The sequence below is a fragment of the Alloprevotella sp. OH1205_COT-284 genome, assembly GCF_003859795.1.
Lineage (GTDB): Bacteria > Bacteroidota > Bacteroidia > Bacteroidales > Bacteroidaceae > Alloprevotella.
Window position 1 is genome coordinate 35,565 of sequence record NZ_RQYI01000001.1, and the last position, 20,096, is coordinate 55,660.

Here is a 20,096-nt window from a genome sequence, read left to right on the forward strand (position 1 = left end):
TTCTATCATATCGTTGCCTGCAAGACCGCGGCAAAACCATACGCATTCCCAAAACCACACGCAGCAAAACCGCCGCCGATTTCTCCGCAATGTGAACGAACGCACCTTGGGTTGCGCATCAAGTGTGGTTTTTAGGGGGGGAAGATTGCCCCGTTACGGGAGGCTTATCTCACAATGATCTCATAAAATCGTCGAAAAACATACACTTCTCCTCCCATTTCACTGAATATCAACAACATCGGAGTGTAGACAACAATTTTCCCATCTACACGAAAAATGGGGAAGTCAATGATACACAGACCAAAAGGAATGTAGACGGATTTCCCCAAAACCTACTTATTATACATTTTATACATTCTGCGATTTCGAGCCTTTGCACGCTTTCCCGATGCAACGTGTAGGTTGTGACAACGAATGTAGACGATTTCCCGTGTTGCATACACTCACAACAATCTATATATCTGCGATTTACACAAAAAATGTAGACAATGTAGACAAAAAAAAGGAAAAAGTCTGGGTAAGGGCTGAAAATGTTTTTTTTACGAAGAATGGTTGCACCTCCTCTTCGACTTGTCGGGATATGCTTTGGTGCGTCGGAACGCGTCTTACCCAAGGAGTAGAACAAACGGAGTAACGAGTAGAAAAATCTATCACAGACCTAAATTCCGAAAGTTCCCAATCGCTTTTCTTTTTGCTTCTCTTCTCGGTAATTCGGACTTTCGACATTGGGACTATCCCCTCTCTCATGGTGTGAGGCCGCACCGGAACCAAAGCTCCGGAGCGGCCTCCAAACAAAAAGGCAGAAACGATGAGGGTACGCTGTCGAAACGGTTATTCCGACAGTTTGTCGCCGTAGCAAAGGTCGCCGGCGTCGCCCAGTCCGGGCACAATGTAGGCCGCTTCGTTGAGCACGGGGTCGATGGCAGCAATCCAAAGGGTGACGTCGTCTGAGGGAAAGAGTTGTTTGAGCCTTTCCACTCCCTCTTGACAGCCGATCACGGCGCAAATGTGCAGTTTGGCGGGAGTGCCTTTGGTGAGATAAGCCTGATAGGCCAAATTGAAACTGCCGCCCGTGGCCAACATTGGGTCGACGAGCATGAAAGTACAACCATTGAGATCGGGCGAGGCGATGTATTCCACACACACTTCGATGTCTTCCTTTCGTCCCTCTTTGCGATAGGCACTGACAAATGCGCTGTCGGCATCGTTGAAGACATCGAGAAACCCTTCGTGCAAAGCGATGCCGGCACGGAGCACGGTGCCGATGACAATGCGGTCGTCAATGGTATTGGCGTCGGCTTGTGCGAGAGGCGTTTGCACTACTTTCTTGCTGTAATCGAGCGTGCGCGACACCTCGTAAGCCATGGCGTGGCCGATGCGGCGGAGGTTTTGGCGAAACCATGCGCGATTTTTTTGGATATTGACGTCGCGCAGCTCGGCGATGTAGTTGTTAATGACGGAGTTTTGTTCGGAGAAGTTGATAACTTTCATAATATGTCGTATGTATTTGGATGCACGAAGAGAGAGAAACGGGCGCAAAAAAACTCCCCTTAGAGATGCTCTTTGTCGAACATCTCCTAAGGGGAGGGTGTTGTCGGTGTCTATCGTCGTTGGCGACGCACGGAATAGGTGCGCGATGACGATGATGAAGTTTTCGAGGTTTTCACTTTCGGCGGCGATGCCGTGTTTTTTGAGGCAGAGCGCGATGCCCGTCGCGTCTTTTTGCGGCGATCGGATGCGGTTTTTCCCGTGTCGGACGCATCGGCGGCTTGCACAAGGGAATCGGCGGCGGTCGAAAGAGATTTGGGTTTGGGAAGATTTCCCCAAACATGGTCTTGAAACATTTTCAGTTCGTTTTCGATGCGGGTGCGCTCTTTGGTTTGTGCGGAATCGGTGGTGGCGTATTGCTCGATAATGCGGTCTTGGAGGTTGGTGGCTTTGTAAATATCTCCGCGATAGCGATTGGTCGAGAAATAGTCATCGGCCGAGATGACAGCGGCATTGTTGAGATTGCTGCCCATGAGGGAAAGTTTGGCCAAATGGGGAGCGGCCTCCTCGTAGCTGATCCAGAAGAGGGGTTTGTATTGGTTTTCTCCTTCGCCAAATTCGGTGACGACGACCGGGCAAAGTGCCGACACCTTGGTGCGAAACGTGGCGGTGTGCTGATCGTAGTAAACGCTCTCTTTGAGGAAATAGACCTTGACGTCTTCCGAGGGAAGGTCGGCGTCATTGACACGGAGTTTGCCTTCGACGGTTTCGTAGAAGATGCTGTTGTCGTCCATGATTTTCCGCCCCTTCACCACATGTGCCTCATCGAGATGCTCGTTGGCGTCGATGGTATATTCGTAGGCCTTGATCTTCCCTCTCAGGATGAGTCGGAAGAGATAAACAAAAAGGTTTGCCCGATCGCGAGTGGGGGTGACGGGATAGTAGAGCGGCGCGTTCTCTTCCTGTTTGAGATGAATGCGTCGGTACACATCGCGTCGCCATGCGGCATCTTCGGGCATTTTGACGGCCGTCGGAAATTCGCGGATCGAGCCTTTGCCCGCGGTGCCGTTATTGGCGGCAGCTGTTTTTTTGGCCGCTGCCGCCTCGTTTCGGCGTGCAGGGGGCTGTGCTACGGCGGAAAGGCCGACAAAAAGGAGCAAAAGGAAGAAAAGACGAGAGCACTTCATAAAATCAAATATTCTGAGTGTCGGATATGGCGGTGATGCGCCGGGGGGTTAGTTGATGATCACTTCGAGCGAGCCGGGCAGGGTACGCTCCATGCCGTCGGGGCCAATGGTGCGGACGCTGCTGATGTAGAAACGCTTGCCCTTGGAAAGCGTGCGAATGAGGTTGCGTTGGTCTTCGGTGAACGAGGCCGAAGAGGAGGCGCGGGTGAGCACGTTGCCCATGCGGTCGTGGAAGACGCATTCAAACGAGAGCACGCGGAAAGGAATGTTGAGCAGGCCGTCGTCGATAGCGGCGGTGAGCGATTTTGCGCCGACGATGCTGCCTTTGGCGATGCGACCGCCACTGATCAGATCGTCGCCCACGGCGATGAAAACAGAGGGGTCGGGGAGCTTGCGCACCTTGAAAGAGAAACTTCCGAGCGATTGTGGCTTTCCGCCGACAACGCCATTGACGGAAAACGTCACGTCTTGTCCGACCTTGGAGGGACGAGCCACGTATTTTCCGTTGCCTTTGGGCGAGAGCGTACCGCCGTTGAGCGAGAGCGAGATTTTGTCGGCGGCCACGCCGGAAGCACTCACGGAAATGGGGTTGTCATAGCCGGCATAGAGCACGTTCATCAAATCGGCCGCCACGGTGGCACCGGTCGGAGGAGCGATGACGTTGTATTTTTGTCGGAACTCGCGGCGAATGATTTCGCCGCCGGCATTGGGAACGGTGATGTAGCCCGAAAAGTTGTATTCGCCGGGAGCACCGACACGAAAGTTATATTGTCCGCCGTTGTCGATGCGACGGCCGTTTACGTAGACTTCGGGGCGTTGCGTGGTGTCCACGGCCGCCATGAAGATGCGGCTCCGAAACTCGTCGCCCGGAAAGAGCGTGGTGGCTTCGGGCAGCACGTAGGCATTGAGTTCGTTTACACGCACGTCTTTGAGGTCGATGTTGGCGGCAAGGGTGTGCAACACTTCGCTTTCGGCCTTGCGGACATCGCTCTGCAACTTGCTCAACATCGTCACGGCGGCTATCGAGGGCATGGACTCAAACATGTATTCCTGCCAGTTTTTTCCGAGGTTGTCGGAATTGGCCGGAACTTCGGTCGAGAGGTTGGAGGCGATGAGTGCCTGTTGGCGTTTGTCGGAAATGAAAGAGGTGATCAGTTGGCGATAGCGGTTGATGTGATCATAGAGTTTTCGTCCGCGCAGACTGACGGGGTTGAGCATAATGGTCGAGGCGGCTTCGAGATCTTCTTTGTTTTCCAAATTTTGAGGATCTCCGTCTCTCCCGTCGGTTTCGCGCGCAATCGCCCATTTGAGTTGTTCGGCCGTTCGACACAGACTGTCGGAAGCCATTTTGACGCGTTGTGCCTTTTCAAACCACGGTTTCACCTTTGTGGGATTGGCTTTGAGCTGTGTGGCGAAGTCGTCGTAAATGGCTTGGTTTTCTTTTTCCGCGTTGGCAATGGTGCGATCAAGACTGTCGCCCACGAGAACGAAACCTTTGAGTACGTCGTTGGAAACGTTGAGTGCCAGCATGGCCATCAACACGACATACATCAGGTTGATCATCTTCTGTCGGGGCGATATTGGTTTTTTCTTGATAGACATTCGTCGGGAATGTTGAATGTTTTCTACTTATAATTCGGTTTCGCTTTGGGGATTGGCGGCAGAAGCTGTGGCGGTCATGGCGGCTGCGGGATTGCTCATGATGCTGAGCGTCTGCATCATGCGGGCATAAATACGATTGACCTCTTCGATTTTGGCCGCCAAATCTTTGGTTTGCGCATTGATGTCTTCAATGGTATTGACTTGTCGGGAAATGGAAGCAAAGTGCAGGTCGTAAACCTTGTTGATGCCGATGAGCGTGCGGTTGAGGTTTTCCATTTCCTGAGAGTCGCGTGTGAGTCTTGCGCTCTGTTCGTCTACTTTGGCAAGGGTTTCGTTGAGGGTGGTGAGTTTTCCGATGTAGTCTTGCGTGGCGGCTTCCATTTCGGGCGACAAAACGGCTTGTGCACGGCGCAGGAGTTCGTCGTTGGCCAAACGGATAATGGTGGCGAGTTTGTCGGCCTCTTGTTCCACGGTGGCGGTTCCTTCGGGGGTGTTGTAGAGGTTGGCGACGGCCGCCTGCCATGAACCGGCGGGAGCGTTTGCTGCGGCTTCTCCTTCACCGGAAGAGGGAGCTACTCCGCTACCGACTGCCGATGTGCCGCCGATGATGATCGTCGAACCGCCCGGCACGCCGCTGCCGTGAGCCGCTGCCGGAGAAGAGGGTGTTTCGATTTCGGAAGCGCGGTGTTCGTGGTGGCGATGTTCATGTTCAATCTCGTGCTCGGTGCCGTGTTCGGTATCGTTTTCAATCCAACCTTCGGCGCGCTCGATTTCCTCGTCGGTTTCAAAATCTTTGGCCAATTCCTTGCCGATTTCTTCTTTGTCGAAAGGACGGTCGAAAGCGGCGAGAAAAAACACGACGGCTTCGGTGCCCATGCCGAGGAAAAGCATGAGGTTGCCGCCGGGAATGTGGGTGAGTTTGAAGAGTGCGCCGAGAATTACGATGGCTGCGCCCCACGAATAGGCGTAGTTGAGAAAGGTTTGTCCGGGCACACTGTCCATCCAGTGTTGGAGGCGGACGACGATATTGAGTTTGCTCATAAGGCTAAGCGTTGATTGCGAGAGGAGGAATTATCGTTTTTTCTTATCGCTGGTGTTGGAGCTGACCGTTGCTGCTTTGGAACGCACGCATCGGAAACCGACGAAAGATCGCGGATGATTTTGGTATTCCCACGTGCGCCATGCCGATCGAATGAAAGAAAGGGGGTCTTTCCACGAACCGCCGCGCACGCTTTTTCGTTTTAGGAAATAGGGGTCTTCCTTGGCGGCGTCGTAGCGCAGTTCGGGATTGACATCGGCCATTGCGTTCACGCCGGCTTCGGTAAACACGGTGTTTGTCCATTCGGCCACGTTGCCGGCCATGTCGAAGAGGCCGTTGCTGTTTGCGCCGTAGATGCCCACGCGGGAGGTAATGAGGTTGCCGTCTTCGGTGTAGTTGCCGCGATCGGGCTTGAAGTTGGCAAAGAAGCATCCTTTTTCGTTTTTCGATTCTTGGCTTTCCCAAGGAAAGGGATTTCCTTCACGGCCGCGGGCGGCAAATTCCCACTCCACTTCGGTGGGCAGGCGGTAGCGTTGTATGTAGCGCGCCTCGGCTCCCATGCCGCGCAACAGATATTCGGTGCGCCATGCGCAGAAAGCCTGTGCCTGCTCCCACGTCACGCCCACGACGGGATAGTCGTTGTAGGCCGGCGAGGAGAAGTAGTTTTTCATGTACACGCCGTTGTTGGCATTGGGAAAGTCATTGACCCACACAGTCGTGTCGGGATATACGGGCACGATGTAGGTGTTGAGAAAATCGTAGAGCGAAGAGAGGGGGCGATTGATGGTTTCGCGCACGATCTTTCCGTTTTCATCAATATAGGCCGTGTCTTTTGAAATCATCACCACCTCTTCGGGATCGACCGCGATGTCGGTGTTGAGCACACGCTCTTCGGGATTAAGACGATATTTTCGGAGGGCGGCTTTTTCGTAGTCGAAGATTTCGTAGCGATAGTTGAGCTGCCGGTCGTCAAGCATTTTGGTGCCGTCGATGGGATGCGTTTTATAGACGCTTTCGAGGGCTCTGGCCTGGTCTTCGTTGGGTTTGCGCCACGGCAGAGGCTTGTTCCAGTTGAGATGAGGTTTGACAGGATCGCCGAATTTGTCGGTTTCAATTTTGTAGGTTTCGTCGCCGCCGAAAGAAGGATCGGCCATGCGCTCGCGCAAAATGCTGTCGCGCACCCATTCCACAAACTGCCGATACATCGAGTTGGTCACTTCCGTTTGATCCATCCAGAAGCCATCGACCGAAATTTCCTTTTGAGGAATCATCGTGCCCCACAGACTGTCGTTTTCTTGCAGACCGATTTGCAGATAGCCTCGTTTAATCTCGATCATGCCGTAGGGCGTCGGTTCCATAGGTGCATGGGAGCGTTGGCCGGTGACCTCGCCGCCGTTGCGCATGGCAACGCCGCTGCCGCCGAAGCAGGAAACGAGTACGGAGGCAATCGCCGCACCCCAAAAGAGTGTGAATATCTTTTTCATAAGTCAATCAAATGCATCGTGGTGAAGAGCGGCCGTCGGCGGATGTCGGCAGACAGCCTCGGTGTGGCGTGAAGCGAGGGGTTAGAGCCACCTCACGCTTTTGTGCAGGTTGCGCCCTTTTTTGCCCAAATCCAAGTTCAAACGATAGGTGAGGGTGATTTCGTGCTGCCCGGCCGACAAGCCGAGGCCGGCGGTGTTGGCCTCGTAGCCGTAGCTCAGATCAATGCCTCGAAACGTGCCTCCGACAAAAAGCCCCACACTGCGACCCGGAGCGTAGTTGAGGCCGGCAGAGAGCTTCCGTTTTTCAAACTCATATTGTCCGCGCAGCGTCAGATCGAGCCGATAGTCGGTAAAATCGGTGCGCAACATGGCAGAAGGGGTTATTGTATAGAACGGATGGTTTAATTTTATATTGTATCCGCCGCTGAAATTCAGCAAACTTTTGACCTCCAAATCGTTGCTTTCTCCCAGCAACACCGTCGGCGCGGTCAGGCGGAGCATGGATATTCCGAGGTGAAGACTGCGCCTTGTGTATCCGGCTCCTGCCGAAAGGTCGAAAGCCGATCCCGTCAGTTTGGCCGAGGGGAAGGCCGGATCGTTACCGTCGGCCAAATCGGCTTTCGTGCCGTCGATTTCCTCCTGCAACATATCGGCTTGAAGTCCCACGGAGAGAGTGCCTCCGTATAGTTTTTGGTGATAGGCGTATTGCAGGGCGAAACGCTTGTGGGAAAACAGTCCGATGGCGTCATTCAGAAACATCGCCCCCACACCGTGCCGGGTCGTTCCCATGGCAAAAGCCATGTCGGCACCTGCCCACATGGTGCTTCCGGCGTTTTCAAAACCGGCGGCGTGCGTTTGCAGTGCGGCGTTGACGGTGAGTTGTGGCGATCTGCCCACGGCGGCCGGGTTCCACTGTGTTTCCACTTGGTGATATTGCATGAATGCCACATCTTGCTGTGCATACGCAGAGAAAGGAAACCAACCGCCCGACAACACGAGCACAGCCCACACGATACGACAAACGGCTCTCCTTATCGTTTGAAAGGAAAGACAGTCGAAACATGGGGGCATCTCTCCGGTGAGGAGAGAAATGTGGTTCGTGTGAAACATTTTCGCCGACAAATTTACGATAATCCCTTAATTACACCAACGTTTCGCGGCAACTTTTAGTATGTCGTCGCCCTAACGACGCGCTCGTAGAGGAATTGTCGTAAGCCAATTCGGGATAAAGAATACTTGTTTTTTAGCTTGAAACAGTTTCATCGGAAGCCCCCAAAAAAGAGGATTATCTTACAGAGGTTTCTATTTTGCTACTTGTTACCTTTATCTTTTGATTGCCTTTTCTCTTTCGTCGCAGCGTTTTCGATGAAACCGCCCTTTTCGGCCGCTTTCTTACCCTATTTTTATTTTTTGCCGTTTTGCCTTCGCTAAAACGCCTTTCCATTTGAATTTCAGCGGGTTTCGTGCGAAGGCAAGTGAAGGCAAACTTTTTAATCGATTTTCAAACAACTGAAAATCAAGACATAACGGTGAAGGCAAAACGAGGTGTTTGCTTTCACCTGCTTCCGCCATTGCAGTGCGCAAAACGGCTTACATTCAAGGCAGTGAAAGCAAAAAATCGTTTCAATAAACTGATTTTCAGACAACTGCAATCCGAGAACAGATTTTGCCTTCACTTGCCTTCGCAAGAAACTCACTGACATTCAGGAGATTTGCTCGTTTTGCGAAGGCAGTGAAGGCAAAATGCAATCACAAGGAATACGCGCGCGTGCGCGAGAGCGAAGTATTTTTGTGCCCACGGGAGGCGGATTTACTCAGGTCTGAGTTAGAAATTTCTGCAAGCCATGTAGTTTTTTCTGCGAGCCATGTAGAATGTCCCACCCGGCATGTGGCTTTTTCCACAAGGAGGGAACGTCAAAAATAGTTGATCACGTAGTGCTGTTTGTTGAGATTCGGATAGAGATAAATCAGTCCGAAACGATAGAGGTCAAACGTGACGACCGCGGAAGGCGCATGGCAGAGGGCTTTCCAAAGTTTTCGGGACGCGGCGTTTCGATGCGGACTGCGACACACGATGAGCGCGGGAGAGGAAACGGCGACGGGGTTGCTCAAAAAAATGTCGTCGGCCGAGATACAGTTCTGCAAAAAGTCGGAGCAATAGACGAAATCGCATGTTGCAATCAGTTCGGAGAGCGAAACGGGCGATGCGTAAACCGTCTGTCGGGCATGAGGTCGCGCGGCGCGCAGATAAGCCTCGACACGTCGGTCGGCCGTTCCGACCATGCCGATGCGATCGGCTTTTTGCGCATTGGCCAATCGAAACAGCAAACGCTCGTCTTTTTCCGACAGCAATCCCTGCCATGCCTTGCGTTGCCGCGAGAGCGGAGCATAGGCATAATACTCGTCGCGGCAATAGATGACGCCCGTCACCAAGTTGAAAGCAAAAGGGGAATGCACGCCGTAACCGCACCGATGACGGATGCGGCGAAACCACTCGAAGAGGCGACGAGAAAGACAATAGTCGGTGTTCATGCGGCGAATGTACGTTTTCTTTTCGGACTATGGGCAGGAATGCCGCGAAAAAGCAAAAAAACGGCGGTGGCGTGCCCTGCCTTCACGATGCGACAGCCCGACGGCGGTCAAGAGAGCGGTTTCAGCATACAGCCTTCAAGACCGACCGTGAGCACTGCCGGCAAATCCGACTCCGGCAACCGTTCCCCCATGCGGAGTGCCACGTGTCCCATTGTGCGGCGAAGGTTGATTTCGATGCAAGGGTGCAACCCTTCGGGCGTAAACAGAACATCGACCCCCAAATCTCCCACATACGCGCCGCCGATCAGTCGCTGCAATCCTTCGGAGAGCAGGGCGATCAGATCGTTGAGGGAGCGTTCGAGGACGGACGCGGGCAAGGCGTCGGCCGAGGTTTGTCGCCATGTTTGCAAGAAGCGCATTTTCAGAGCGTCGGCCTTGTCAATGAGGTGTCCGGCATAAGCTCCGTTTTCGGCCGTGGAGAAGAGGGAGCAGCCGACAAACTCTACGCGCCCCGACTCGCAGCTTCCAAACTCCAACGCTCCGTCGGCTTCTCGGCGATACCACCGCTGCACCTCAATGCCGCCTTGTCGGTGCAGACACCGGCGCGCACGGGCTTCTGCCATCGCGTTTTGTCCGCCGCGATTGGAAAACACACCCCTTCCGCTGCTGCTCCACGGCTGTTTGAGCATCGCTCCGTCGGGATGTTGCGCCAAAACCTCGGCCACCTCCGACCACGAGGTACACCAGCGGCTTTCGCCGGGCAACACGCCGGGCGGAAGCCGTTGTCCGTTCAGCCATTCGAGAAGCCCGACCCCCGTTTTTCGACTGCTCAGCGCGCGCAGGCGGTCGAGCTGTCCGTCCGTGGGCAAGAGCCGATCCGGCGCCCCGATTCGGCGCAGCATTTGCACCAAACAGATGTCCCACCCCCACGGCTCGATGCGGCCGACCGTGTCCCAGTCGGGCGGCGTCGCGTCTTCGGGGAGCATGGACGGCGGAAAGACAAGACAAACGTCTTCGGGCGGCATCCACCACCGAGGCAGATCGCCCAAAGCCGCGGCCAAACGGCGCGAAGCGAGCGTGGGAATGTGGTGCGGGCGGTGGACGGCCAACGCTTCGTCGTGCCAAGGATTAAACAAATGAAGGGTGCGCAACATGAAACTCCAAACGCAAAAACAACTGCTTTATTCAAAGAAGTTTACCCGGCCTGCCGAAACAAAATGCAGCATCTCGCCAACGGACGAAAGACAAAAGGCGGGGTTTTATATTAAAAGTTGTGCAAAGGTATAGGTTTCCCGTCTGAAATCAGTATCTTTGCCCAATAATTATATTTAAAACCCAAAGAGTTGTTGGGAGTTTTGGGCGGCTCTTCCCGATCGCGGCTGCCCCGATGTCCAACGTTCTTCCCAAATCTCGCCTTATGCTATTCCACCAAAACACCTACGTTGATCGACGTGCCCGCCTGCGCACACTCGTCGGAAACGGATTGATCGTGCTGATCGGCAACAACGACAGCCCCTTCAACTACCCCTCCAACACCTATAAGTTCCGGCAAGACAGCTCTTTCCTCTACTTCTGCGGTCAGCACCGCGACGGCCTTGCCCTCGCCATCGACTGCGAAAGCGGCGTGGAAACCCTGATCGGCAACGACATTGACATCGACGACATCATCTGGACGGGCCCCGTGCCCTCCATGCACGACATGGCCGCCGAAAGCGGCATCGGGCAAACCGCCCCCATGAGCGAACTGGCGCGCCTCATCCAAACCGCCAAAGTGGCCGGACGAAAGGTGCATTTCCTCCCCCCCTATCGCCACGACACCATGATACAACTCATGGATCTGACCGGCATTCACCCCTCGCAACAACGAGAAGCGGCAAGCATGGAGCTGATCAAAGCCGTGATCGCGCTGCGCAACATCAAGACCGAAGAGGAAATCGCCGAACTCGAACGCGCCGCCCTCATCGGCTACGAAATGCACACCGCCGCCATGCGCCTTGCCGTCCGCCCGGGCATGACCGAAGCCTACATCGGCGGCGTGCTCGACGGCATTGCCGCAAGCCACGGCAGCCACGTGTCGTTTCAGAGCATCGTCTCGATGCACGGCGAAGTGCTCCATGGATATCCCTCTCCCAAAGTGCTTGAAAGCGGCCGCCTCCTGCTGGTCGATGCCGGAGCCGAAACTCGCGAACACTACTGCTCAGACCACACGCGCACCACGCCGATTTCCGGACGCTACACCTCGCGCCAGCGCGACATCTACGACATCGTGGTCGATGCCCACGACCTTGCGCTCCGCCACGCCAAACCCGGCGTGCGCTACATGGACGTGCATTTGGCCGTTTGCCGTCTGATCACCGAACGGCTCAAAGCCCTCGGACTGATGAAAGGCGACACGGACGAAGCCGTGGCCGCCGGAGCACACGCCCTCTTCCTGCCCCACGGACTCGGGCACGCCATGGGCATGGACGTGCACGACATGGAAGGCCTCGGACAAAGCAACGTCGGCTACGACGAAGAAACGCAGCCCTCCGCCCAGTTCGGACTGGCCAGCCTGCGATTCGGCCGGCGTTTGGAGGTCGGACACGTCGTCACCGACGAACCCGGCATCTACTTCATTCCCGATCTCATCGACCTGTGGCGAAGCAAGGGCACAAACAAGGAGTTCTTGAATTTCGATCTGATCGAAACCTACAAGGACTTCGGAGGCATCCGCATCGAAGACGACCTGCTCATCACCGCCGACGGCTGCCGGTTCATCGGAGAAAAACGCATCCCCTATCACGCCCAAGACGTGGAGGCTTTTCTCCAAGAAAACGCGGAAGCCTGAACACCGCACGGACGTCGGCTTTGACCGAACAGAATATTATCAACACATCCATAAAACCATTCATTTCAATGAAAAAAGTACTTCTTGTCGCCCTCGCCGTTCTCTTTGCGGTGAGCGGAGCCGAAGCGCGCAAAAAGAAAGCCGCTCTCCCCAAAGACACGCTCGTCTTCACCACCGTTGTGGCTCAACCCGTGACCTCGATCAAAAACCAAAACAACTCCGGCACCTGTTGGGCATACTCCGCTTTCGCCTTCTTGGAAAGCGAAGTGCTCAAAAAAAATCCCGGCATGAAACCCGAAGACATCGACCTCTGCGAGTCGTTTCTCGTGACCAAGACCTACACCGACCGCGCCGATCGCAACGTGCGCACCCATGGCGACGCCAGCTTCTCGCAAGGCGGTTCTTTCTATGACGCCATTTTCTGCATGGAGCAATACGGCCTCGCGCCCGAAGGCGTCATGCCCTATCCCAACACCCTCTATGGCGACTCGCTCTTCAACTTCAAACAGTTTTGGCCGGGGCTCGAAGCCTATGTCAAATCCGTGTCGTCGCCCGAAAACAAAACCATCAACCCCATTTGGAAGAAAAACGTGCAATACATGCTCGACGGCTATTTCGGCACAGCCCCCGAAACGTTCACCGTGGCCGGCAAGGAGTACACCCCAAAAACCTATGTGTCCGACTATCTCCGCCTCGACCCCGCCGACTACGTCAGCCTCACGTCCTACACGCACCACCCCTTCTACGGACAGTTCATTCTTGAAATTCAAGACAACTGGCGTTGGGCTTCGTCCTACAACCTCCCCATCGACGAATTGATGGAAGTCATGGAGAGTGCCGTGCGCAACGGATACACCTTTGCATGGGGCGCCGACGTGTCGGAAGACGGCTTCTCGCGCCGCACCGGCAAGAACCGCTGCGTAGCCACCGTGCCCGACACCAAAAGCACCGCAGGAGTAGGCTCCGACCAGTCGCGCTGGACAGGAGAAAAGGCCGGTGCCAAAATCTCCGAAAGCGACACCAAAGGCGAAAAGACCATCACGCAGGAAATGCGCCAACTCGCCTACGACAACCGCGAAACCACCGACGACCACGGCATGCAGATCTACGGCATCGCCAAAGACCAACACGGCAAGGAATATTTCATGATGAAAAACTCTTGGGGAGCTTTCGGCCCCTACAAAGGATTTTGGTATATTTCCAAGCCCTATGCCGCCTACAAGACGATGAACATCGTCATCAACAAGAACGCCATACCTGCCCCCATTCGCGCCAAACTCGGCATCTGATCGGGCATAATTCTCCCACTCAAAAGCCGCCGACAACTCCGCTCCCGGATTGTCGGCGGCTTTTGTCACGCGCACGTGTCAAACCATTCGAGAACGCTTAACCCAAACCCCAAAAACCGTTAATAAGTAAAGCCGAGAGAGAAGAAAGTCGGAAGAAAGTTTGTAGGGCGAAAAACTTTTTTCGTAATTTTGTCACGGAGAGAGAAAGCACCTTCCGACAAGATCGGAAAGCCGAACAGCCTCTTCCGCAACCTGCCAATTAACAACCCATAAATACTTTAACCAATGGCAACATTAGATCTTACCCAGTACGGTATTACCGGCGTTACCGAAATCGTACACAACCCCTCTTACGAAGTACTTTTCGAAGAAGAAACCAAGGCCAGCCTCGAAGGTTACGAAAAAGGTCAAAACACCGAGCTTGACACCGTAAACGTGCTCACCGGCATCTACACCGGTCGCTCGCCCAAGGACAAGTTCATCGTAATGGACAAAAACTCCAAGGATACCATCTGGTGGACTTCTGACGAGTATAAGAACGACAACAAACCCATGACCGAAGAAGCTTGGACTGTGGTGAAAGACCTCGCCAAGAAAACGCTCTCCAACAAGCGCCTCTTCGTTGTCGATGCTTTCTGCGGTGCCAACCACGACACTCGTCTTGCCGTTCGTTTCATCGTGGAAGTAGCTTGGCAAGCTCACTTCGTGACCAACATGTTCATCAAGCCCACGGCAGAAGAACTCGAAAACTTCACCCCCGACTTCATCGTTTACAACGCTTCAAAAGCCAAAGTAGACAACTACAAAGAACTCGGGCTCAACTCCGAAACCTGCGTTGCCTTCAACATCACTTCCAAAGAACAAGTGATCCTCAACACTTGGTACGGCGGTGAAATGAAGAAGGGTATGTTCTCCATGATGAACTACTACCTCCCCCTCCGCGGCATCGCTTCCATGCACTGCTCTGCCAACACCGACCTCGACGGCAAAAACACCGCAGTGTTCTTCGGACTCTCCGGAACCGGTAAGACCACCCTCTCCACCGATCCCAAGCGTCTTCTCATCGGTGACGACGAACACGGCTGGGACGACAACGGCGTCTTCAACTTTGAAGGCGGTTGCTATGCCAAGGTGATTAACCTCGACAAAGAAAGCGAACCCGACATCTACGCCGCCATCCGTCGCAACGCACTCCTCGAAAACGTAGTGGTAGACGAAAACGGCAAGATCGACTTCAACAGCAAGGCCAACGGCGAAAACACTCGCGTATCTTATCCCATCGACCACATCGAAAAGATCGTACGTCCCGTTTCTGCCGCTCCCGCTGCCAAACAGGTGATCTTCCTCTCGGCCGACGCTTTCGGAGTGTTGCCCCCCGTTTCCATCCTCGACGCCGGTCAAACTCAGTACTACTTCCTCAGCGGATTTACCGCTAAGCTCGCAGGAACTGAACGCGGCATCACCGAACCCACTCCCACCTTCTCCGCTTGCTTCGGACAAGCATTCCTTTCGCTCCACCCCACCAAGTATGCGGAAGAACTCGTTAAGAAGATGGAAGCCAACGGCGCGAAGGCTTATCTCGTGAACACCGGTTGGAACGGTACCGGCAAGCGCATCACCATCAAGGACACCCGCGGCATCATCGACGCCATCCTCGACGGTTCGATCGAAAAGGCCGAAACCAAGACCGTGCCTTTCTTCAACTTCGTGGTGCCCACCGCCCTTCCCGGCGTGAACCCCGCTATTCTCGACCCCCGCGACACCTACGCAGATGCCGCTCAGTGGGAAGAAAAAGCCAAGGATCTTGCAGGACGTTTCATCAAGAACTTCTCCAAGTACACCACCAACGAAGCCGGTAAGGCTCTCGTGGCATCGGGCCCTCAGCTCTAATCTGACTAAACTTCATACGTAAGAGGTGCGTCAAAACTTTATTTTAGGCGTGCAGTACACGAAGATTTCTTCGCCCTGCCGCTCAACATAAAGTTTTGGCGCACCTTTTCTTTTTCAAAGATACAATTTCCCCAAACTTGCACATAGCGGCTTGCAGACGCTTCTTTTTCGGGCTTTAAGAGATCGCTGCCAAACTACACGTCCGTCCCAAAATCCATTTTGAGGAGCGGGTCATTTGAGGCTGTATCTTTGGAGCTGTTCGGACACTATCAATTTTGAAACTTACACACTTTTTCGGACACTACCCTTACACTTTTCAAGAATAGTAACCAAACTTCAAAATCGTATCTTTTTCATCAAGCAAAGAGAAGAGGTCGTTCCAAAATCCATACGATTTTGGAACGACCTCACAAATATGATGAACAAAAATATGTTCAGCCTTATTTGATTTCGAGCTGTGCACCGGCCTTGAACTTCACGACTTTCTTGGCAGGAATTTGAATTTTTTGTTTGGTGGCGGGGTTAATACCTTCGCGAGCGGGACGTTCGTTCACAGAGAAAGTTCCAAAACCGAGAAGAGCAACTTTACCTTCTTCCTTAATGCCGTTGGCAATAGCGTCGAGAGCGGCATCGATAGCGGCTTTGGCTTGTGCTTGTGTGAGATTTGCTTGTTTTGCAACTGCACTTACGAGTTCTGTTTTGTTCATATTGATTATTTTTTAGAGTTGATGTTTCGTTAAGAAATCGCTTTTCGATGCAAATATATTGTAATGTATTGGCTTTCACAAGCTTTTTTCCTTTTTTTTTATGCCTCAATCCAATGTTCTGCTTATTTTTTTAATAAAGAGTAGAAAAAAGGAGAAAAAGCAAGATATTCAGCACTTTTTAGCGGATAATAGCCACTTTGGCCGCCACGGCGTTTTTGCTATCGGGTGAGGCGATGTGAAAGTAGTAAATGCCGCTCCCTACGCGAGTGCCGTCGTAGCCGCGGCCATTCCAAATGAAAGTGCCGCCCAAAGAAGTGCCGTGTGCCACGGTACGACCACCGGCATCGGTCACCTTGATGTCGGCATCGGAAACAAGTCCGTCGAGCACGATGTCGCCCTCATAATCGGGACGAACGGGATTGGGATATACGCGCAAGGCTTCTCGACGAAGAGAGGGGAGAGGTTCGGAAACGTGGCTCTCGTAGGAGAGCAAACCGCTGTCGGTGGCAATCATGACCTGACCCGAAACAGGGTGGCAGGCGATGCTCCAAATGTTATCGGAAAGAAGAGGAGAGTCGGCCGAAGTAAAGTGGAGGATCATACGCTCTCCGTCGGGAGAAAAGAGGTAGATGCCGTTGCCTTCCGTACCGATCCATTTGCGGTTGGCACCGTCAATGGCAATGGCCGTCACCGCCACTCCGGAGAGCAGATAGTCGGCATAGTTGGTGCCGTCGTTTCGGGGCACTTTGACTTGCGTGACGTGAAAATCTTTGTTAAACCAGCGATCGGGATCTTCTACTTTGAAAATGCCTTGATCGGTACCGAGCCAAACGGCTCCGTCTTTGTCTTCAACCATGGCAAAACCTCGTTGAAAGATGCAACTTGCACCGTCTTGGTTGAAAAAGGAAGAGCGATAAACGGCGATGTCGTCGTCGGTGTTGTCGATAGTGCCGTTGTAGTCGATGCAGAAGAAGCCTCCGGCGTGATTATTGACGGTGCGGCGAGAGGCTACCCAAAGACGGCCTCGGCTGTCGATGAGGGTCTTTTCGAGCGTGGGGGCTTGTTTGAGCGAAGGGTGATAGAGCCCTTTCCAAGAGCCGTCGGGCTTCAACACCCAAAGGGTGGTGTCGCGCTGATTATTGACAACAAACAAGTTTCCGGCCTTGTCGAATACCACGCCGTCGGTGCGGACGTATTCCACCCCGACGGGATCTTTGTAAAGAGCGGTCACGCTGTTGAGCGCGGAGTTGCCACGGCTGTATTGACGGGCTATTTTTCCGAAACGCTCCGAGAAATCGTATTCATAAATGCCGGTGCGGGCTGTGGATACGAAATAACGCCCTTTGCGATGAGGGTCGGTGGCGATGCAGGTGGCGTCTTCGAAGCGCGAACCGATGTAACCGTCTGCCGTGGTGGGGGCGTCGAAAAGTTTCCAACGCTGTCCGTCGTAGAGCATGGCGGTTTGGGGAAGATGGTCGGCGTCGGTGGGATCAAGACGACCGGCGGCCACAAGGAGATCGGCACCGTCATAGGTCATATAGTATTGTCTGTCGTAGCGAGGGCCGAAACCGCCTATGGAGAGCGACGCAGCCGCATAATCAATGGCAGCACCTTTGGGAGCAACGGAAACGACGCCGCGCCCATCGAGAGCGACCCAAAAACCGCCCTTGCCGTCGGGTTCAAAGAAATTTCCTTCGGAGGGTCGGGTGAAGATTTCGGGAGTTTCGCCGCCTTTCGCATAAACGAGAAGATGACCGGGAGCAACGGCCACGACATTGTCATCGACATCGGCATGAGCTCCGGTGAGAGAATAGTTGCCGATTTGACGAGCCGATGAGGGAGTGTCGGCATCGGGAGAAGCTGCGACATACCACACTCCGGCGGCCGATTGCTCGGAGGGAGAGGTGATCAGATGAAGCGCAGAAGCGGTGGAGATAAGGGAGAGTGTCTTGTGAGGAAAATAGTTTTTCCAAAGCGAAGTGTCGGAAAGATTGTCGGTAGAGCGGGCATAAATCACGCCGCCGTCGGTGCGGGCAACAAAAATGTGTTGTCCGAAAATCGCCACGTCGTTGCAAGAACCGATGCGATAAAAACCTCTGAACTCCCGTTTGGCAAGATCTACCCAGAAAAAACCGACGTTGGTGGAAATGAAAGCGTGATCCTGCCGCACGCTGAGTTGGTGCAACTGGATGTCGCTATCGTTATCTCTCTTGATCTGCGGAAGATTGATCACTTCACCGGTTTGCGGGGAGAAAAGATCGATGTTGCCGTCGGCATAAAGGAGTACAAGGAGTTTTCGTGTTTTGCTGTATCCGATCTCCTTGATGCGCTTGCCGTTGAGCCCATGACTGACACGATCGACGGTGGTAATTTCGGTCGTGGAAATGTTATAAATGAGCAGATTTTCGCCGAAAAGGGCATAAAGCTCTTCGCCGGCACGAAGACATTGTTTGCCGTCGTGGTAGGAAAGGTGGAGCGACCAAGGGTTTGTTGCCGAAAAGCCCGAAGCGAAAGGAAACAGACAACAAAAAGAAAAAAACAGAAAGAGATATTTGTTCATGACTGTCGGCTATGAGAAACGAAATCCGAAAAGGAGGTTTGGCTGAAATACAGGAAATCAGACTTCCAGAAATTCGCAGAGTTTGACAACGGCTCTCGCACGGTGAGAAAGGCTGTTTTTGACAGCCACTCCCAGTTCGGCAAATGTTTTTCCCGTTTCTTCGGGTGAAAAAAGAGGGTCATAGCCGAAACCTTCCGTACCGCGACATTCGGTGGCGATGTAGCCTTCGACCTTGCCTTCAAAAAGATGTTCTTCCCCTTTTAGTATTAACGCAACAACTGTGCGAAATTGTGCACGGCGGTCGCTTTTTCCATCCATTTCCTTCAAAATCTTGGCCACGTTGGCTTCGGGATCGTTGCGGTCGGGATAGGCATAACGGGCGGTGCGCACGCCGGGGCGTCCGTCGAGAGCGACGACTTCGAGTCCCGTGTCGTCGGCAAAGACGTCGAGGCCGTAGCGTTCGTAAATATAGCGCGCTTTTTGAAGTGCGTTTTCTTCGAGCGTTTCGGCCGTTTCGGGAATGTCGTCGTGGCAGCCGATGTCTTGGAGAGAGAGAATTTCAAAACGGTCGCCCACAACGGCGGAGATTTCGGAGAGCTTATGGGGGTTGTTGGTGGCAATGACAAGTTTTTGTTTCATGACGGGATTTCGGATGTAGAGCAAGAGGTGCTGTTGTCGATAATGAGAAGAGGGAGATTGCCCAGTTGGGCGGCAGCGTCGGTGAACGAACTCCAATAGCTGCCCAGCAGTCGGGAGGTGCGAGCAAGGCAGAACAAGTCGATCACGGCTTCTTCGATGCCGCGCAGTTCGGCACGACTGCCACGACAATGTTGCGTAAAGATGCGGTCGGGAAAGGTCTCGTACAATCTGTCTTTGAGCGAATTGTCGTCGGTGGCAAGAAAAAAGTCGGCCATAGGATCTTCGGAAATGGTGCGACGAATGGCTTCGAAAAACATCGGTTCGGTGCTGTGTGCCATGCTCACCGCGTTATCGGTTCGGCGAATGTGCAACCCCACGGTGTGGCGGGAGAATGAGCGCGAAAGAGCCTCGATTTTCCGTTGCAGATGCGGCAATGGTTGCAGGCGTCGCCACATGTCGTCGGGCGTGGCACAGAGGTCATAGCCCGTGGAGATATAAAGCCGCCGGTGGACGGCGATGCACTGTGACAGTTGCGTGGCAGTGAGATTGGAACGGAAGTTCACCCATTGCGCGTCGTAGCTAAACCGTCGCAGCAAGCCGGGGATGTGGAGGTTGGCACGGCAAACGGGCGTGTAAAACCAATTGTAGGGACGAACGGAAAAACGCTCGCCCGTGTAGGTTTCGGGTTCAAAGAGCCGATGAAGCGGAGCTGCACATTCGGCACTGACCGCCCAAGCCACCTCCACCCGACAATCGGAAAACTGCTCCGTAAGCCACAAGGCGGAGAGCGCAGCCCGAAGTCGGTTGCACAATCCGCCTTGTAGAACGAGGGTGATATGGGTCACGATAAAA

At 53.7% G+C, this 20,096-nt stretch carries 15 protein-coding genes; 3 read left to right on the plus strand and 12 right to left on the minus strand.

Going from position 1 to position 20,096, the window contains the following annotated elements; genetic code table 11:
- Positions 1-831: 831 nt before the first annotated feature.
- From upp to EII14_RS00175, 8 genes are all read right to left on the minus strand, one after another.
- Positions 832-1,491, minus strand: coding sequence for a uracil phosphoribosyltransferase (gene upp / locus EII14_RS00140; RefSeq protein WP_124930547.1), 660 nt, complete (start codon positions 1,489-1,491; stop codon positions 832-834).
- A 110-nt stretch (positions 1,492-1,601) separates the two neighbouring features.
- Entirely contained in the window at positions 1,602-2,675 is a 1,074-nt protein-coding gene (gene gldN / locus EII14_RS00145; protein WP_124930548.1) for a gliding motility protein GldN, read from the minus strand.
- A 48-nt stretch (positions 2,676-2,723) separates the two neighbouring features.
- Entirely contained in the window at positions 2,724-4,277 is a 1,554-nt protein-coding gene (gldM, locus tag EII14_RS00150; protein ID WP_124930549.1) for a gliding motility protein GldM, read from the minus strand.
- Between the two features lie 27 nt (positions 4,278-4,304).
- Positions 4,305-5,318 carry a gliding motility protein GldL gene (gene gldL, locus EII14_RS00155; protein ID WP_124930550.1) on the minus strand — a complete coding sequence of 338 codons (1,014 nt, stop codon included), beginning with the start codon at positions 5,316-5,318 and terminating at the stop codon, positions 4,305-4,307.
- 30 nt (positions 5,319-5,348) lie between these two features.
- The gene (locus tag EII14_RS00160; protein WP_124930551.1) at positions 5,349-6,800 is read right to left on the minus strand and encodes an SUMF1/EgtB/PvdO family nonheme iron enzyme; all 1,452 of its coding nucleotides are present in this window, start codon (positions 6,798-6,800) and stop codon (positions 5,349-5,351) included.
- Positions 6,801-6,881: 81 nt separating this feature from the next.
- A complete protein-coding gene (locus EII14_RS00165; RefSeq protein ID WP_233569309.1) occupies positions 6,882-7,910 on the minus strand; it encodes a PorP/SprF family type IX secretion system membrane protein in 1,029 nt (342 codons plus the stop codon).
- An 804-nt stretch (positions 7,911-8,714) separates the two neighbouring features.
- On the minus strand, positions 8,715-9,332 hold the full coding sequence (locus EII14_RS00170; protein WP_124930552.1) for a hypothetical protein: 618 nt from the start codon (positions 9,330-9,332) through the stop codon (positions 8,715-8,717).
- A gap of 107 nt (positions 9,333-9,439) precedes the next feature.
- Complete coding sequence (locus EII14_RS00175; protein ID WP_124930553.1) at positions 9,440-10,486, minus strand: hypothetical protein; 1,047 nt, start codon at positions 10,484-10,486, stop codon at positions 9,440-9,442.
- Positions 10,487-10,749: 263 nt separating this feature from the next.
- On the opposite strand from EII14_RS00175, the gene EII14_RS00180 reads away from it, so the two are divergent.
- The 3 genes from EII14_RS00180 (at position 10,750) to pckA (ending at position 15,338) form a co-directional block, all read left to right on the plus strand.
- The gene (locus EII14_RS00180) at positions 10,750-12,159 is read left to right on the plus strand and encodes an aminopeptidase P family protein (RefSeq protein WP_124930554.1); all 1,410 of its coding nucleotides are present in this window, start codon (positions 10,750-10,752) and stop codon (positions 12,157-12,159) included.
- A 68-nt stretch (positions 12,160-12,227) separates the two neighbouring features.
- Positions 12,228-13,448: a C1 family peptidase gene (locus tag EII14_RS00185; RefSeq protein WP_124930555.1), complete on the plus strand. Its 1,221-nt coding sequence runs from the start codon at positions 12,228-12,230 to the stop codon at positions 13,446-13,448.
- A gap of 285 nt (positions 13,449-13,733) precedes the next feature.
- Positions 13,734-15,338: a phosphoenolpyruvate carboxykinase (ATP) gene (gene pckA / locus EII14_RS00190; protein ID WP_124930556.1), complete on the plus strand. Its 1,605-nt coding sequence runs from the start codon at positions 13,734-13,736 to the stop codon at positions 15,336-15,338.
- A 440-nt stretch (positions 15,339-15,778) separates the two neighbouring features.
- On the opposite strand, the gene EII14_RS00195 is transcribed toward pckA, so the two are convergent.
- The 4 genes from EII14_RS00195 to EII14_RS00210 form a co-directional block, all read right to left on the minus strand.
- Positions 15,779-16,045: an HU family DNA-binding protein gene (locus EII14_RS00195; protein ID WP_124930557.1), complete on the minus strand. Its 267-nt coding sequence runs from the start codon at positions 16,043-16,045 to the stop codon at positions 15,779-15,781.
- Positions 16,046-16,223: 178 nt separating this feature from the next.
- Positions 16,224-18,605 carry a hypothetical protein gene (locus EII14_RS00200; RefSeq protein WP_124930558.1) on the minus strand — a complete coding sequence of 794 codons (2,382 nt, stop codon included), beginning with the start codon at positions 18,603-18,605 and terminating at the stop codon, positions 16,224-16,226.
- Between the two features lie 57 nt (positions 18,606-18,662).
- On the minus strand, positions 18,663-19,244 hold the full coding sequence (locus tag EII14_RS00205; protein WP_124930559.1) for a non-canonical purine NTP diphosphatase: 582 nt from the start codon (positions 19,242-19,244) through the stop codon (positions 18,663-18,665).
- On the minus strand, positions 19,241-20,089 hold the full coding sequence (locus EII14_RS00210) for a hypothetical protein (RefSeq protein WP_124930560.1): 849 nt from the start codon (positions 20,087-20,089) through the stop codon (positions 19,241-19,243). The genes EII14_RS00205 and EII14_RS00210 overlap by 4 nt, the downstream gene beginning before the upstream one ends.
- Positions 20,090-20,096: the final 7 nt, after the last annotated feature.

Bases quoted from the DNA above. Each gene is read 5' to 3' on its own strand.
- upp (WP_124930547.1), bottom strand. From the start codon at position 1,491: ATGAAAGTTATCAACTTCTCCGAACAAAACTCCGTCATTAACAACTAC.
- gldN (WP_124930548.1), bottom strand. From the start codon at position 2,675: ATGAAGTGCTCTCGTCTTTTCTTCCTTTTGCTCCTTTTTGTCGGCCTT.
- gldM (WP_124930549.1), bottom strand. From the start codon at position 4,277: ATGTCTATCAAGAAAAAACCAATATCGCCCCGACAGAAGATGATCAAC.
- gldL (WP_124930550.1), bottom strand. From the start codon at position 5,318: ATGAGCAAACTCAATATCGTCGTCCGCCTCCAACACTGGATGGACAGT.
- EII14_RS00160 (WP_124930551.1), bottom strand. From the start codon at position 6,800: ATGAAAAAGATATTCACACTCTTTTGGGGTGCGGCGATTGCCTCCGTA.
- EII14_RS00165 (WP_233569309.1), bottom strand. From the start codon at position 7,910: ATGTTTCACACGAACCACATTTCTCTCCTCACCGGAGAGATGCCCCCA.
- EII14_RS00170 (WP_124930552.1), bottom strand. From the start codon at position 9,332: ATGAACACCGACTATTGTCTTTCTCGTCGCCTCTTCGAGTGGTTTCGC.
- EII14_RS00175 (WP_124930553.1), bottom strand. From the start codon at position 10,486: ATGTTGCGCACCCTTCATTTGTTTAATCCTTGGCACGACGAAGCGTTG.
- EII14_RS00180 (WP_124930554.1), top strand. From the start codon at position 10,750: ATGCTATTCCACCAAAACACCTACGTTGATCGACGTGCCCGCCTGCGC.
- EII14_RS00185 (WP_124930555.1), top strand. From the start codon at position 12,228: ATGAAAAAAGTACTTCTTGTCGCCCTCGCCGTTCTCTTTGCGGTGAGC.
- pckA (WP_124930556.1), top strand. From the start codon at position 13,734: ATGGCAACATTAGATCTTACCCAGTACGGTATTACCGGCGTTACCGAA.
- EII14_RS00195 (WP_124930557.1), bottom strand. From the start codon at position 16,045: ATGAACAAAACAGAACTCGTAAGTGCAGTTGCAAAACAAGCAAATCTC.
- EII14_RS00200 (WP_124930558.1), bottom strand. From the start codon at position 18,605: ATGAACAAATATCTCTTTCTGTTTTTTTCTTTTTGTTGTCTGTTTCCT.
- EII14_RS00205 (WP_124930559.1), bottom strand. From the start codon at position 19,244: ATGAAACAAAAACTTGTCATTGCCACCAACAACCCCCATAAGCTCTCC.